This window comes from Paenibacillus sp. Paensp38, from assembly GCF_059491915.1.
In genome coordinates, this window is the sequence record NZ_CP168516.1 from 3,582,471 (window position 1) to 3,598,674 (window position 16,204).

A 16,204-nucleotide genomic window follows, 5' to 3' on the forward strand; every position below is an offset into this window, starting at 1 on the left:
ATACGTCTCGTTTAACAAACAGCTCTCAAATTAACCTGCAAAGTTAGCAGCGTAATTTTCAGCAATAAATCCCTTAGAAATCAGGATAGATTGGGATTTCTTAGTAGCAGGGCCATAGCCTTGGGACAGCAGATCATTAATATGTAAGCGATTATAAATGAAGCAAAATACAAAATTGGACGCCCCACTCGTAAGGATCGATACCAGAAAAATAATAACAGCCCACTTCCAATCCCCTCTAAACAACGCAGGGAAAAAACCGAAAAAGAGCGTAGTCCATGAAAAACCTACTTTGCGTTCCTTGATCATTCCAGTTTTATTTCTTAATTTAATCTTCATTTACCCCTTACCTCTCTTTATATAGTCTTTTAGAACTATATTAGATTATATAGGACAGAGGGAATAAATGGAACTCATTTCGTAAAATCATAAATTTCTCAAATACGCTCTAGTTTATAATGCTTTTCCAGCACTTCTTTAAAAACATCAACAGGGTACTTGTATTCAACAGTTTTGAAAACAATCCGGTTATTCCACTGGTTTTTTTCCAGCTCGCACCCATGCTCCATATCCAGTTCCTTCATAATAAATATAATCTCATCTAAGGTTACCAACACACTATGTCTATTCGTCGTAGTTGCCAGCATCTGCTCGCCTTCCTGTGTGTATGCCTTCACGATCTGCTCATCAAACCCTTCGCTGATCATTAATTCCTTCAAGGCTTGTATAAAAAGAGTCGGCAGGTTTTTGTACTGCGATTTTTTAATCCCAAACAGCGTGATGCTTAAGCGGGATATATCATGCATAAACACTATATTTTTTCTTCGATTCAGTAAAAATAAGCTGGCATGCCAACTATTTAAAGGCGGATAAATATCAACTTGAAGTGGTTCAGTCTCCCATTCCTTCAGCAGTTTTTGTGTTCCTCGTATGACAAACATCGTTGCTCTCCTTTATTGACGCTCCTGTACCGCAGCGTGATTCGACATACCTGATTTCTTGTATAAAGCATGTCACGTATATCATAACATCGTATTCCAAACACCGGATTATAAACTCTTTCAGTATAATAGAGGAAAGATATATTGCCAGACACAGCTGATTACGTAACTCCCTGGGACGATCCAGGGAGTTTCCATTTTTTCTTTGGATATTTTTTATGGAAATCCCCTCCACTGCTCTATATAATTCAGGTACAGTTCGTCACACGAGCTTAATCTAAAAATTAGGGGTGTTCCACACCTATGCCACAGCATATTTTACTTATTGAAGACGATCTATCCATTGCCGAAATGCTACTTAAAGCACTCACTAAGGAAGGATACAGCCTAACCACTGCCTATGACGGGGAAGAGGGGCTTCTTGCCTTTGAACGTCATACCTATGATCTGGTACTGGTGGATTTGATGATGCCGAAGGTGGACGGGATGGAGGTGATTCGACGAATTCGTACCCATAGCGCCGTCCCGATTCTGATTATGTCAGCCAAGGACAGCGACGTGGATAAAGCGCTTGGACTGGGCTTTGGGGCAGACGATTATATTGCCAAACCTTTTTCAATGCTGGAAATGACCGCTCGTATTCAGTCCGCGATCCGAAGATCTACTACATATGCCCGTCAGCAACAGCAGGAGGAACAGCCGCAAGCACAAGTTTTGACCTACGGCAGTCTGTGCATTGATTTTGATCATTTTACAGTCATACGCAATGAAAACGAAATTCAGCTAACAGCCAAAGAATCCGATATTTTGAAGCTGTTTGTAGCCAATCCAAACCGGGTATTTACAAAAGCACAATTATACGGATTTATTTGGAAGGACGATTATATGGGCGACGAGAACGTGATTAACGTCCATATTCGCCGCCTGCGTGAGAAAATTGAAGAAGATCCCTCTCATCCTGTCCACATTAAAACGCTATGGGGCATTGGCTACAAATGGGAGAATGGCTGATATGAACATCGAAAACATTTCTGAATGGATTGTCGGTCTCATCATGTCAGTCGTTATAGTATGGCTTTGGCGGGAGCGTATGGCCAATAAGCGCAAAATAAGGGATATCCGAGCCCTACTAGAGCGAATAGTGACGGTGAATCATGCGGAAAAGCTGCTATATGTCACAGGTGACGTTGAACTGCAACGACTCATGACGGAAATTAATCGACTGCTGGACTTGAATCTCAGAGTGTCTGCAGATTACAACCGTAGCCAAATTGCTATGCGCAAAATGATTTCGAACATTTCACACGATCTCAAGACCCCGCTTACGGTTGTGCTTGGATATGCCGAGATGCTGGATGGCGATCCGACTATTTTGCCGGAAGAACGTATAAAGCTGCTATCCAAAATTCATCAAAAGACAAGCGAAGCGATTGAGTTGATCGGAAGCTTTTTTAATTTGGCGAAACTGGAAGCTAATGATACGGATATTCCGTTGACACGACTGGAAGTGGGAGAACTGTGCAGACGCAGCATTTTAGAGTTTTATGACCTGCTGACTGCACAGGGGTTTACTGTGCATATTGAGATCCCGGAGCATACCATTCATGCCTTGGGGAACGAAGGAGCGATTGGGCGGGTGCTGAACAATCTGATCTCGAATGCCATTCGCTACGGGGCAGATGGTCGAACGCTAGGCCTGACGCTGTCAGAACAGCAGGATACAGTGCGTATAGAGGTATGGGATCGTGGGAAAGGCATACAGGAATCTGAGCAAGATAAAGTTTTTGAACGCATGTATACACTGGAGGACTCCCGCAATAAGGCGGTACAAGGCAGCGGACTGGGCCTTACGATTGCCAAACGTCTGGTTGAAACGATGAACGGAGAAGTTCAATTGACTAGTAAACCTTATGAGCGGACGGTCTTCTCTTTTACATTGAAGAAAATCAACTATTAATCGGACTCAACATGCTCAACTTAATAAATTTGTAAGAATCACGAAAGAAAAATGAACATTTCGCCCTTTATCCTTGAATTATCAGCAGTATACGAAGGGAGAACACCCATGACTTACGTAATACGTACACATCAGTTGACCAAAGCCCTGAAGGGTAACGAAATTGTAGCGGGAGTCAGCATGAATGTGCGCAAGGGAGAAACCTATGGCTTTCTCGGCCCTAACGGGGCAGGCAAGACGACGATGATGAAAATGATTACGAATTTACTCAAGCCGACATCGGGTGAAATTGAATTATTCGGTGAGAAATTAACGCCAAAGTCGTATCATCTGCTCGGACGGATGGGTTCGATTATTGAATACCCGATTTTTTATGATAGGCTGACGGCGCAGCAAAATCTCGAACTTCATTGTGAATACATGGGCTACTATAATAAGCAGGCTGTTCGGGATGCCCTGGAATTAGTAAACTTGCAGAATGCGGGTGACAAGTCGGTAAAAGACTTTTCACTGGGAATGAAACAGCGTCTCGGGATTGCCCGCGCTATTGCGACTAAGCCAGAGCTACTCATTTTGGATGAACCGATTAATGGTCTGGACCCCGTGGGAATCAAGGAAATCCGCCAACTATTCCACATGCTATGCAAGGAATATGGGATGACTCTGCTCGTGTCCAGTCATATTTTAGCGGAAATAGAGCAGATTGCGGATACGGTAGGCGTGATTAATCACGGAAGGCTGATTGAGGAAGTATCGATGGAGCAGGTGCGGGAAACCAATACGGAATACATCGAATTTACGACCAACGATTGTAAAAAGGCGGCCTACGTCCTCTCCCATCATCTGAATCTGAATAATATAAGGGTGCTCAATGAACAGAGTATACGTATTTACGATTCAAATGTACCGCAGAAACAAATTACGAAGACGCTCATTTTAAATGATATAGAAGTGGATTCCATTCATCAGAAAAGCAGTACGCTGGAAGACTACTTTTTGCGGCTGTTAAACGGAGGTGATCTTCATGCTTAAGTTGATGCAACTGGAGCTCAAAAAATTTCATCTGGCGGGTTATATCCGTTCAGCACTGATCGCCAATGCATGCATTCTTGGGCTGCTCTGTATCATCGCGCTGGACAGCCAAAGTACAGGAATACCCGAATTTACACAGTACACTCAGCTTCTCGATCTCATGGACATGCTGGTCAGAGCCACATTTATTGTGTTTGCCTCCGTTCTCCTGTGCCGCTTTATCGTAGGGGAATTTAAGTCCAAATCGATTACGATCCTGTTCATGTATCCGATTCACCGTCAGAAGCTGATGATCGCCAAGCTCTTGGTTGTGCTGCTGTTTACCTTCTTGTCTATTATTATTTCGGAAATAATCATTACGGCTGCTATTCATCTGCTCAACCAGTTTGTCTTGATTGTACCCGATAACCTTACTCTTTCGATACTGGGTCAACAATCAGCACGGACGCTGATCAATGCCGTTGCTGCCAGCTTTATGGGACTGGTTCCGCTGTATATGGGGATGCGAAGATACTCTGTACCTACTACCATTGTGACCTCAATCCTGATTGTAGCATTGCTTTTCTCTAATAATAACGGCGCTACACTTAGCTCCATAGCCCCCGTGCAAATAGGCTTCTCTATACTGGGAATGCTGGTGGCTTATGCGGCGATTCGACGCATTGAGTATAAGGATATTACTTCATAGTATGTAACTTAGTAAAACGCTTTCGAAAAATAGATGAAAATCATTGTTAGATATACACACATTTTTCACTGGACTTCATTCTAAAACAGGTATATCCTATAGGAGAAATTAAAAAACGGAATAAGGATCTTCGGGGTAGGGTGTGATTCCCAACCGGCGGTATGGCTCATGGAGCTAAGCCCGCGACTCTGTATCTGGCAACAGGATACGGACTGATTTGGTGAGATGCCAAAGCCGACGGTAAAGTCCGGATGGAAGAAGATCGAAATATCAACATGCCGCGAAGTGGATGAATGCTGCGTTATGGGTTTTGCAGTTGCAGTAACTTCATTTAACTTGCATAAAGCGGCAAGTTTATTTGATCAACCCCCGTCTTGCATGGCCTTTCGCCATGGACGGGGGTTTTTGTGCCACCGGTCCTGTATTCGCAAGGAGCTAATTGAGTATGAGTCAATCTTCTACTGTACTAACATCCAAAGGTTTTGATCATAGCTCCCACATGAAAAGCGGTTTTTGGCTGGTCGCAATTGGGGCAGCCTTGTGGGGCGCTGATCCGCTGTTTCGTATTATTTTGCTAAAATCATTTACTTCAACACAAATTGTACTAATGGAGCATGTGCTGCTCTTCCTCGCTCTGACACCGATGCTGTGGAAGCATCGTGAGGAACTCAAAGCGGTACGGCTTCGTCAAGTTTTCGCTATTTTGTTCGTCTCGTGGGGCGGCTCGGCTCTGGCCAGCGTGATTTTTACCATGGCGCTCAGCAACGGTGATCTGAATGCTGTACTCTTACTCCAGAAGCTTCAACCATTGGTCGCTATTATTCTGGCCCGCGTTATATTGAAGGAAATGCTGCCGCGTCATTTTGGATTATTAATTGTCGTCGCTCTGTTCGGGACGTATCTTCTGACCTTCGGTTGGTCGCTCCCCTTCGGGCATGTTCGTGATTTTGTCCAGGTCGGTAGTCTACTTGCACTGGGTGCAGCGGTTCTGTGGGGCGGTTCGACAGTCATGGGAAGCTACTTGCTTCGTTCAATGAAATATGAAACGGTAACCTCCCTCCGCTTCATGGTGGCGCTCCCTCTGCTAATTGTCCTCACCTCTGTAGAGCATGCGCCATGGAATATGCCTGCCGGTACATGGGCAGGCGCAGCTGTGATTATCAACTTGCTATTGCAGGCATTGCTTCCGGGTCTTCTTAGCTTATTGCTGTATTACAAAGGCTTAAGTACGACCAAAGCGTCTTATGCTACGATGGCAGAATTGAGCTTTCCCATGGTGGGTGTCGTGATTAATTGGATCGCATTTCAGCAAATCGTTACTGTAGCGCAATTGACTGGTTTTATGCTCATCTGGATTACGCTCTTTATGATTTCACGTCAGCAAAAAAATTAACAGTTCAATGTCCCCTTCATGACTCACCCAAGCCAAATTGTGAAGATGCTTTTGCATCTCCGATTTGGCTTTTTATGTGTTCGCATTAATATTAATCATAGTTCTTTAGACCTGTTTTTCAAAAAAAGTGTCTAAAATATGCTACTATTTCTCGTTTCCCAATGATTACATCTATAAAATTCGTCGGTTTATGTCGAATAAAACAATGTAGTGATCATCAGACACAGAGGAGCAAGAACTATGACTAAAACAAAACAAACAGTTCCGTGGTGGAACAGGTTTCTCAAGCAGTTTTATTTAATGAGGACAAGATTAATAATATCTTTTTTAGCTGTGTTATTGATTCCGAGCGTACTTATCGGGTACTTTTCTTATCAGGGGGCTACGACACAACTCAGTCAGCAAATGGGCGGTTCCGTATACACGAATCTGTATCTGATCCGGAGCAATGTCAATCAGTATGTAGCGCCTATTATGAAAGACCTGGACGTGCTTACCACTGAAATCAATTCTGATTCCATTGGTACCAACCAAGAGACCCTTCAGAAAAAGTTAGATGTTATCGTCAAGGCTCACCCCGAGCTAGATGCAGCGCTTCTCGGCAATGAGAAGGGGCAATACATACGTTCGCCGAAAAAACAGGAGTCCGATTATGATCCCAGGGAGAGAAAATGGTACAAAAACGCGATGCTGGAAAAGGGTAAAGTATTCGTCGGTGTTCCAGTTGCCAGCGTCACGACAGGGAATTTAGTCGTTAATATATCGGGAACGCTGGAGGACGGTGAAGGAGCTGTTGCCCTGGCTTTGAACCTGGACAAAATGAGTGAAAGTCTGCAGTCTGTTAAGATTGGTGAGCGCGGAGGACTCATTATTGTTGATTCTGAACATAAAGTTGTATCTGGGACTGGAACAGCTTTCAACAAGACAGGCAAAAAAGCGGCTGACGCCATAGAAGGACTTCCCGAAGTGGCGACAACCGTCGAAAATGATACTCCTTCCATGTCGCAAATTCAATTTATGAATCGAGATATGCTGGCCTTTACACTTAAGGACCCTCTCACCGGTTGGAGCATTGTCGCACTGTCGGATCTGGAGGATTATAGTGATGCAGCCCAACCAATTCTGAAACAAAGCCTGATTGTGATTGTTATTTCCATACTTGCCGCGGCGATCATCATTGTGCTTATGGTCCGCTCATTTTTAATTCCGCTGCGCAAGCTGCAAGCAGGAACACGCATCGTCCGTGACGGAAATCTGACCGAACGTGTTAATCTATCCAGCAAGGATGAGTTCGGCGAACTGGCACAGAATTTTGACCAGATGACGCATTCCTTGCATACGATGGTCTCAGAGGTCAACCAAACCTCCTCCCGACTTGCTTCCTCTTCCCTGATAATCAAGGAAAGCACAGAGCAAACGACGGAGTCCGTACAACATGTAGCGGAAACGGTTATGGAATCCGCGGAAAATGCAGCCACCAGCGCCGAGGCATCCGAGCAGACCGCTAATGCCGTTGAAGAAATGGCGAAGGGTGTCAGCACCATTGCCGAATCGGCAAGCTCCATCGTGGATTCAGCAGGACAAACCGAGCATGATGTGGCTCAAGGCAGTCAAATGATCAGTAGTGTACGGACCCAAATGGACCGTATTCTGGAGGCTGTCAGCCAAACGGCTAGCCTAATGGATGAGCTATCCCAGCTCTCGGACGATGCGAAGCAGATGAATACGGCTATTGCCGCCATTGCCAAGCAAACCAATTTGTTGTCTCTGAACGCGTCTATTGAAGCTTCCAGAGCTGGCGAAGCCGGGCGTGGATTTGCCGTAGTCGCTATAGAGGTACGCAAGCTGTCTGAGCAATCCAAGGAAAGCGCGGATTCCATCAGTCAGATTATTACTCAGATGCTCGATTTGATTCAACGCTCTACCGCTACCATGAACGGTAATGTTCGTAACCAGGTAGGTGAAGGTATGCGTATTAGCCAAGATGCAGAAGGTGCATTTACGAATATTGAGCGCTCTACTTCTCATATCGTGGAACAAATTCAAAGTGTGTCCGCTGCTGCTGAACAAATCTCAGCCAGTACAGAGGAAGTCTCCGCCACTGTTACCCATTTGGCAAGCCTGTCTCGCAATTCGGCGGACAGCTCGCAGACAACATCTGCTGCTGCTCAGGAACAAATGGCAGCTATGGAGGAAATTGCCTCTTCGTCACAGGAGTTGTCCAACATGGCGCAGGATTTGCAACAGCTGGTTAAGCGATTTAAGATTTAACTTACTACTAACAAAAGCCTTCGTCCGTATACAAATTACGGGCGAAGGCTTTTTACATTTGAGTTCTTGATATGCTCTCTCTCTTGTTACTTATAGGGTCATCTGACCGGTTAACTGTCGACGTCTATCTCCTTCGGGGTCGTGCTCCATCTTAATATCCTGATGGAAAATAGCTGTAGTTCGCTCTTCTCTGTCGTACATCGGCCAAGCCCCCTCGGACAGCACTGGCTTCCCATCACGTGCAAAAGCAACCCATGCCTGCTGCATATCTTGAGCCAGCTTCTGCATCGAAGGTTGAATCTCTAATCCAAGCTTATCTAGCAGCTCCAGATTATCGAAAACAAACGCAATCTCTGCACCGTGAACCGCTTGTTCAAAGGTAGGATGCCCGGGCAATGTCCAATCAAAACGATACATCCATACAGGCGCATGCGCCGACTGTGCAACAGCAAGAGCCAACGCAGGACGCCAAAAAAATAGATCGGTCAACATTTGCGCCTGTCCCTCAATCGTAACCGGAAATGGTTCTATCAGGTCGCCGATGTCTGACATGCCCGTCATCATTTCCAATGCCTGTCTCGCTGTTGACTTGTTCATTAGATGGGATTCTTTTCGGATGAAATAGGCCCCCTCATGCAAGTTCGTTCCAATCAAAACGGAAACCTGCTTTGCTGAACCTTGCGCGATTGCAGACAGGGGTACATCTGGCAAGGTCACACCGTCCACAACGGGTTGATAGATCATCGCCATCCCTGGTCCGATGACTTCATGCGTCTTCGCCATCGCTAGCATCAGCGCATCTGTCGGCAGGCTAAACAACCTCTCTGGATGCTGAGTGTCCACACCCAGCTGCTGTAGATACACAGCCGTCACTTGCTCGGCCTGTGAAGTTGGCAATACCTGCGACGCACCGCTCTGCAAAATCGCACGCTGGAACAGTCCTTTAGCTGCTGGCATCGCCAATAAAGCGGCAATACTCATCGCGCCTGCTGATTCACCGAACACCGTCACTTCGTCCGGATTGCCACCAAAGGCAGAGATGTGATCCCTAACCCATTCCAGCGCAGCGATCTGATCCAGTAGTCCCGCATTAGAGGTCAGGCCATCTCCCTTTGGAGTCAGATGCAAAAATCCTAACGGTCCCAATCGATAATTGATCGTAACAACCACAACATCGCCATTCTTCGCCATGCGTTCCCCGTCATATAAAGGTATAATCCCGGACCCCGTGACAAAGGCACCGCCATGAATCCACACCATCACTGGACGTCCCTTCTCAGGAGTCTTCGAAGCAGGTGTCCAAACGTTCAGGTATAAGCAATCCTCTGACTGCTCAGGCGGCTCCACCAGATTTCCAGTCATACTTTCAGCGGATGGCATAGGTTGCGGACAGATTGGCCCAAAACTCGTCGCAGTCCGCACACCCTCCCAAGACTCCAAAGGCTGGGGCGCGTGAAAACGTAGTTTTCCAACAGGAGGCTGTGCATATGGGATACCTTTCCACACATGATATCCATTTCCCGTTTCCCCACGTAATTGACCTAAACGAGTATGTACCGTAATACTTTCCATTATGAAGCCCCCTTTATTTCGTATGTTCAACACAACGGTATAATATCAATCTTTACATATCTCTATTATACCCTTTGCACACGGCCAAACCAAAAAATACCGGAAGCACTTTTGCGCTCCGGCATTTTTATAAACAAGATAGGGAAATAGCGATTAATCCCGAACTTCTTCTTTTGGAATCAGCTTGTAAATTTCTTCGCTTTCCATAGAGTCAATTAGTCGGTCTAGCCACTTGTAATAAGCGACGGCCTGCTTCATCTTCAAACGATCTTGCTGAAGAATCGCCTTAAATTCCTCGTACTCTTCACCCTGATTCATCAATTTGTCCAGCTCATCAATGGCTTTGCGCAGTACCAGTAAATTTGTTTCTACCGCTTTTCTCCATTTAATAGCGAAGAAGTCAGTAAATGTTTGATGCCAGTCATATTCAACTTCATACAAATCCTTGCGTGAGCCTTTGCTCCATACCTTATTTACCATTTTCAGATCCAATAATGTGCGAACTCCTGTACTCATGCTCGTTTTGCTCATTTCCATTTCACGGCCCATCTCGTCCAGCGTCATTGGTTTATCCGCAAAAAAAAGCAAACCGTATAAATGCCCCGCAGACAAAGTAATCCCATACAGGTCCATGTTTTTACCTATAGCTTCTATGACACGTTTGCGAATTTTTTGCAGCGAAGCCTGCTGCTCATCACCTAACTGGTACAAGCTCATGCTTGCAACCTCCTAATTTTAGAGCATTTTGCACAACCTAGTATGAACGATTTACCCGTAAAAGATTAGCTTTGACGCAATATATGAAATCTTTCAACAATAAATGAAATGTTTCAAAAGCAAAGCTTCTGTCTATATTACAACAGCATGGGTCGTTCAAAATCATAATTCGCAAAATTGCTAATGATAGTAAACTTTTTAAATTATGGATATACATAAATCTTTTTCTTATGGTTATATTTCATTGTCTATTTTAAAAAAAGCACTATCGGTTGTAAAGTTCCGAATGTTTGAGCATTCTATAGAACGAAGGAGCATATCGAAGGAAACTTTGTACAGTTTTTTCTGTACGTACTTTATGAACAGTTTTTTTGTTTGAAATGTAAGCAATGCTTCTGTTACAATTAATTTTGTCATTAACCGTTCAGGATGTTCAGAATTATGATTTTTATACTCAATCCTTAATGCAACATGGGGTTAATACCAAGCAAAGTATAGAAAGAAGAGGTGTATGTATGACGATTTTGGAAGTCAAAAATGTCAGCAAACTCTTTGGTCCTCACGCAGAGCAAGGTGTTCCGCTCCTGGAGCAAGGCTGGGGCAAGGAAAAGTTGGCCAAAGAAAAACAGATTACTGTTGGTGTCAATAAGGCCAACATGGAAATTAAGCAAGGTGAAATTTTCGTAATTATGGGGCTATCGGGCAGTGGCAAGTCTACTTTAGTGCGAATGCTAAATCGCTTGATTGAGCCTACCTCTGGTGAAATTCTGGTCCACGGCAAAGATCTCCGTAAGATGAACAAAGAACAACTTCGCGAAGTTCGTCGTAAAACCATCAGCATGGTTTTTCAAAAATTCGCCCTGTTCCCACATCGGACTGTACTAGAAAATGTAGAATATGGTCTTGAAATTCAAAAGGTAGAAAAAGCACAGCGTCAGGAAAAGGCGCAACAAGCGCTGGAACTGGTTGGTCTTAAAAACTGGGGCGATAAAATGCCCGATGAATTAAGTGGCGGTATGCAACAGCGTGTCGGTCTGGCACGGGCGCTGGCTAATGACCCTGAAGTGCTCCTGATGGATGAAGCATTCAGTGCATTGGACCCTCTCATTCGCCGTGACATGCAGGATGAGCTGTTGGAGCTTCAAGATAAAATGAAGAAAACCATTGTGTTTATCACCCATGATCTGGATGAAGCGCTGCGGATTGGTGACCGGATTGCATTGATGCGAGACGGTGCGGTCGTACAAATCGGTACACCGGAAGAAATTATGATCCAACCGGCTAACTCTTATGTAGCCCGCTTCGTCGAGGATGTGGATCTGTCCAAGGTATTGACGGCTGCTCATGTCATGCTTCGTCCAGAAACCATCACCATGGATCGTGGTCCGCGTGTGGCTCTGGAATTGATGCGGGAGCGTGGGATTTCCAATTTGTTCGTCATTGACCGCACCAAAAAGCTACTGGGTGTTATTAACGCCGAGGATGCTGTTCATGCACTGCGCAATAATTTGAAAATTGAAGATATTTTGATCACGGACGGACCGCAGGTTGCTGCCGAGACAGTCATTAATGATTTATTTGAAATTACAAGCTCGTCCAAGGTGCCGCTGGCTGTGGTCGATGACAAGCAAAAGCTGCTGGGCGTTATCGTCCGTGGAGCATTGCTCGGCGCACTTGGTGGAGATGTTACCACTACGAAGGAGGTGAATGCCCATGATACCGAAACTGCCAATCGCTGAGTGGATTCAATCCATTGTAGACTGGATGGGTATTCATCTGGCTGGATTGTTTAATGTTATTTCTTCCATTATAGAAGCTGTAGTAGGCTTTTTCTCAGGCCTGTTCATGCTTCCACACCCTCTGGTGTTCATCGTGATCATCGGGATTATCGCCTTTATGATCGGGCGGGTTCAGCTTACGCTATTTACTGTCATCGGCTTCCTGCTGATTGATAATCTTGGTTATTGGAGTGAAACAATGAATACGCTCGGACTGGTCATCACGTCTGCGCTCGTATCCATTGTTATCGGGATTCCCATCGGGATCTGGTGTGCATACAGTAAATCGGCATCACGCATTATCACGCCTTTACTTGATTTTATGCAGACGATGCCTGCGTTCGTGTACTTACTCCCAGCGGTTACCTTTTTCAGCCTGGGTGTTGTGCCGGGTGTTATCGCATCTGTTATCTTTGCTATCCCCCCAACCATTCGCATGACCAACTTGGGAATTATGCAAGTATCAGGTGAGCTGATCGAAGCATCAGACGCTTTTGGTTCAACATCTGCGCAAAAGCTGTTCAAAGTTCAGCTTCCACTTGCATTGCCTACCTTAATGGCTGGTATTAACCAGACGATTATGCTGTCACTGTCTATGGTTGTCATTGCTTCCATGATCGGTGCGGAAGGCATCGGTGCTGTTGTGTACCGTGCTGTGACACAGCTGCAAATCGGTAAAGGTTTTGAAGCCGGCTTAGCTGTTGTCGTTCTGGCTATTGTGCTTGACCGTTTTACGCAAAACCTGTTTAAACCTACGCAAAAAGGCAAAAGCCGCGTATCCAGCAAGCAAAAAGTATGGATTACTTCTGCAGTTACAGCTGTCATTTTGATCGCTGGTGCATCCCAATATTTTGTGGGTACAGATCATTCCGCATCTGGCAAAGGCAACGCTGCTGCCAACCCGGTTGGCGAAGAAGTCGGTTACAAAATTATCGGTATTGATGCCGGGGCAGGCATTATGAAATCGACTGCCAAAGCAATTCAAGACTACAATTTGTCTGATTGGAAGCTGGTTGAAGGTTCCGGTGCAGCTATGACGGCCACACTGGACAAAGCCATTAAAGCGAAAAAACCGATCATTATTACAGGTTGGACTCCTCACTGGATGTTCAACAAGTATGATCTCAAATATTTGGAAGACCCTAAGAAGTCTTATGGTGAAGCCGAGGGGATTCATACGATTGCCCGTAAAGGCTTGCAGCAGGATGCTCCTATCGCTTATGAGTTTCTAAAACGTTTCAAATGGACACCAGAAGATATGGGTGAAATGATGGTCGCCATTCAAGCCGGAACCAGTCCTGAGCAAGCTGCCAAGGATTGGGCGGAGAAACATGCCGACAAGGTTCAGGAATGGACTCAAGGACTGCAACCTGTCAATGGTGACACCTTCAAGCTAAGTTATGTGGCTTGGGATTCTGAAATTGCCAGCACGAATTTGCTAAGTTATATTTTGGAGAACAAACTGGGTTACAAAGTAACCGCACTGCAAGTGGAAGCAGGTCCTATGTGGACGGGTGTCGCTAGTGGTGATGTAGATGCTTCACCGGCTGCATGGCTGCCGCTAACACATGCGGATTACTGGGCTAAATACAAGGATAAGCTCGACGATCTTGGGGCTAATATGAGCGGTGTTAAAACCGGATTGGTCGTTCCAGCTTACATGGATGTTAAATCGATTACTGATTTGCAGGATAACGGAGCCGAAGCGGCTCCGGCTTCCGCCACAACTGGGGACTTTGGCAAAGAGGTCGGCTACCGCATTGTCGGTACCGACCCTGGCGCCGGACTAATGAAGCTGACCGCTAAAGCTATGAATGACTATGGCTTATCCGACTGGAAGCTGCTTGAAAGCTCTGGAGCTGCTATGACTGCTACACTGGATAAAGCTATCAAAGCCAAGCAGTCTATCGTCGTAACAGGTTGGACTCCTCACTGGATGTTTAATAAATATGATTTGAAATACTTGAAAGATCCTAAAAAGGCGTACGGTGATAAGGAAGAAATTCATACAATCGCCCGCAAAGGCTTGAAGCAGGATGCTCCTGTGGCTTATGAATTTCTAAGCCGATTTAAGTGGACTGCTGAAGATATGGGTGAAGTGATGATCGCGATTCAGGACGGTACTGCCCCACAGCAGGCTGCCAAGAATTGGGCTGATAAACATCCTGACAAGGTTCAGGAATGGATCAAGGGTCTGCAGCCCGTCAACGGCGATCCTTTGAAGCTAAGCTACGCTGCTTGGGATTCTGAAATTGCCAGTACGAACGTATTGAAATATGTATTGGAACAAAAATTAGGCTATAAAGTAACAGCTCTGCAGGTGGAAATCGGCCCGATGTGGACTGGCGTAGCTGGCGGAAGTGTAGATGCTACCGCAGCCGCTTGGCTTCCATTGACGCATGCTGATTATTGGGCTCAATACAAGGATAAGGTGGATGACATCGGAACCAGCATGACTGGCGTTATGTCCGGGCTTGTCGTTCCATCCTATGTGCCGATTGATTCTATCGAGGATCTTCAGCCGCCGCAATAATATTTTTTCTGCTTTTAAACCATACGAACAAGCAAAAGGCAGATCAGGGTTTACTCCTGATCTGCCTTTTTGTGATATCCAATATTTAGAGTTGCTCTCAGCCTTTTAGCGTGAATCCTTCTTGAGCGGACACTTCGGCATGCTGCTCTGTCGTCTGGTGCTGTCTAAAGAATAACGGATAGATCGCGAAAGACACCAGCAGACTTACACAACCAATGACGCCTAGAGCAATCATATCTTTGAAAATGTATGTGATATCCAGTCCTTTGAGCGTGATGTTCCGTACAGCATCCAGGTAATACGTCAGTGGCAATATCTCAGCAAGCCCCCGCAAGAAGCCGGGCATTGCCTCTAATGGCCACGTATAGCCTGACAGCATAAAGGAAGGAACAGCAATCAGCATCAGAGTTTGGGTCGCATCTACTCTGGTTTTGGAAAAGAGACTGAACAGGAAGCCTAATCCGCACAAGGCAAAGTTAAAAACCAGCGACACTAAAATCAACGGCAATACCTGTCCCCTAAACGGAATATCGAAGCATAAAGCGCTGATACTGAATACAGTCAGCACATTGAAAGCTCCCGCTGCATAATACGGTGCCAGTTTGGCAATAGCCAAACGCCAAGGGGTATTTCTCCATGCGCCAAATCTCCCCCAAGTCCCTGCTTCCTTATCACGCGTGCAGGACAACGCGATACCAAGCAGCAAACACTGCTGGAGAGCCGCAGAGATAACCCCTAGGGGCATGAAAAGCTTATAATCATATACCGGGTTAAATAGCACTCTGGATCGGAACGGGATGGTAGTCAGCGTCGATGCGGCCTGATCGGCGTTCATTCCCTTTTGTTTCATGGAATTGACTGATACTCCGGCACTCACGCTACTAATAACCTGATTCGCAATCCGACTGGCACTATTGGAATACATCATATTACTGCCGTCAATCAGCGTGAGCACGGGTGGATTCTCCCCATGCTTAAGCCGAGTAGTAAAGTTGTCGGGAATGACGATTCCGACCTTAGCTTCTCCAGTCTCTACTTGATGGACTACATCATCCTGATTGTTTGCTTGCCGTGTAACGGCAAATGAATCGGTCGAATCAAACGCCTGAATGATCTGGCGACTGAGTTGCGAATTATCTCCGTCGTACACGGTGACAGGCATCTCGGTAATCCGCTGATGTGAATACAGGAAGCCGAATAGTATCGTATACACAATCGGCGTAATCAGCAGAATAGCCATAAAGCGGCGGTCCCGGAAGATGCTCAGCCATTCCTCGCGAAACACATCGCGGATACGAAGTCTTTCCTGTGAATCCTGCATA

At 45.6% G+C, this 16,204-nt stretch carries 13 protein-coding genes and 1 riboswitch; of the genes, 8 read left to right on the plus strand and 5 right to left on the minus strand.

Annotated features, from left to right (window positions below):
• Nucleotides 1–30: 30 nt before the first annotated feature.
• Nucleotides 31–339 carry a hypothetical protein gene (locus tag ACEN8J_RS15790; RefSeq protein WP_029516338.1) on the minus strand — a complete coding sequence of 103 codons (309 nt, stop codon included), beginning with the start codon at nt 337–339 and terminating at the stop codon, nt 31–33.
• Between the two features lie 98 nt (nt 340–437).
• Entirely contained in the window at nt 438–941 is a 504-nt protein-coding gene (locus tag ACEN8J_RS15795; protein ID WP_029516337.1) for a DUF6933 domain-containing protein, read from the minus strand.
• 303 nt (nt 942–1,244) lie between these two features.
• On the opposite strand from ACEN8J_RS15795, the gene ACEN8J_RS15800 reads away from it, so the two are divergent.
• From ACEN8J_RS15800 to ACEN8J_RS15825, 6 genes are all read left to right on the plus strand, one after another.
• Entirely contained in the window at nt 1,245–1,952 is a 708-nt protein-coding gene (locus tag ACEN8J_RS15800) for a response regulator transcription factor (protein WP_029516330.1), read from the plus strand.
• Nucleotide 1,953: 1 nt separating this feature from the next.
• Nucleotides 1,954–2,898, plus strand: coding sequence for a sensor histidine kinase (locus tag ACEN8J_RS15805; RefSeq protein WP_495593692.1), 945 nt, complete (start codon nt 1,954–1,956; stop codon nt 2,896–2,898).
• 108 nt (nt 2,899–3,006) lie between these two features.
• Nucleotides 3,007–3,930, plus strand: coding sequence for an ABC transporter ATP-binding protein (locus ACEN8J_RS15810; protein WP_069011123.1), 924 nt, complete (start codon nt 3,007–3,009; stop codon nt 3,928–3,930).
• Nucleotides 3,923–4,618 carry an ABC transporter permease gene (locus ACEN8J_RS15815; protein WP_069011122.1) on the plus strand — a complete coding sequence of 232 codons (696 nt, stop codon included), beginning with the start codon at nt 3,923–3,925 and terminating at the stop codon, nt 4,616–4,618. Before ACEN8J_RS15810 ends, ACEN8J_RS15815 begins: the two co-directional genes overlap by 8 nt.
• 122 nt (nt 4,619–4,740) lie before the next feature.
• Nucleotides 4,741–4,885, plus strand: a riboswitch (FMN riboswitch).
• Nucleotides 4,886–5,063: 178 nt separating this feature from the next.
• Nucleotides 5,064–6,011: a DMT family transporter gene (locus ACEN8J_RS15820; protein ID WP_340954696.1), complete on the plus strand. Its 948-nt coding sequence runs from the start codon at nt 5,064–5,066 to the stop codon at nt 6,009–6,011.
• A gap of 240 nt (nt 6,012–6,251) precedes the next feature.
• Nucleotides 6,252–8,282 (plus strand): methyl-accepting chemotaxis protein, encoded by a 2,031-nt coding sequence (locus ACEN8J_RS15825; RefSeq protein ID WP_165144886.1) that lies wholly within the window; start codon nt 6,252–6,254, stop codon nt 8,280–8,282.
• A gap of 90 nt (nt 8,283–8,372) precedes the next feature.
• Here the strand turns inward: ACEN8J_RS15825 and ACEN8J_RS15830 are convergent, their stop codons facing one another.
• Nucleotides 8,373–9,854 (minus strand): carboxylesterase/lipase family protein, encoded by a 1,482-nt coding sequence (locus tag ACEN8J_RS15830; protein ID WP_495593693.1) that lies wholly within the window; start codon nt 9,852–9,854, stop codon nt 8,373–8,375.
• Between the two features lie 153 nt (nt 9,855–10,007).
• Nucleotides 10,008–10,571 (minus strand): GbsR/MarR family transcriptional regulator, encoded by a 564-nt coding sequence (locus ACEN8J_RS15835; protein ID WP_029516323.1) that lies wholly within the window; start codon nt 10,569–10,571, stop codon nt 10,008–10,010.
• 515 nt (nt 10,572–11,086) lie between these two features.
• Here ACEN8J_RS15835 and ACEN8J_RS15840 point away from each other — a divergent pair.
• Nucleotides 11,087–12,310, plus strand: coding sequence for a quaternary amine ABC transporter ATP-binding protein (locus tag ACEN8J_RS15840; protein WP_029516322.1), 1,224 nt, complete (start codon nt 11,087–11,089; stop codon nt 12,308–12,310).
• On the plus strand, nt 12,285–14,882 hold the full coding sequence (locus tag ACEN8J_RS15845; protein ID WP_495593694.1) for a glycine betaine ABC transporter substrate-binding protein: 2,598 nt from the start codon (nt 12,285–12,287) through the stop codon (nt 14,880–14,882). The genes ACEN8J_RS15840 and ACEN8J_RS15845 overlap by 26 nt, the downstream gene beginning before the upstream one ends.
• 97 nt (nt 14,883–14,979) lie before the next feature.
• On the opposite strand, the gene ACEN8J_RS15850 is transcribed toward ACEN8J_RS15845, so the two are convergent.
• Nucleotides 14,980–16,203, minus strand: coding sequence for an ABC transporter permease (locus tag ACEN8J_RS15850; protein WP_495593695.1), 1,224 nt, complete (start codon nt 16,201–16,203; stop codon nt 14,980–14,982).
• Nucleotide 16,204: the final 1 nt, after the last annotated feature.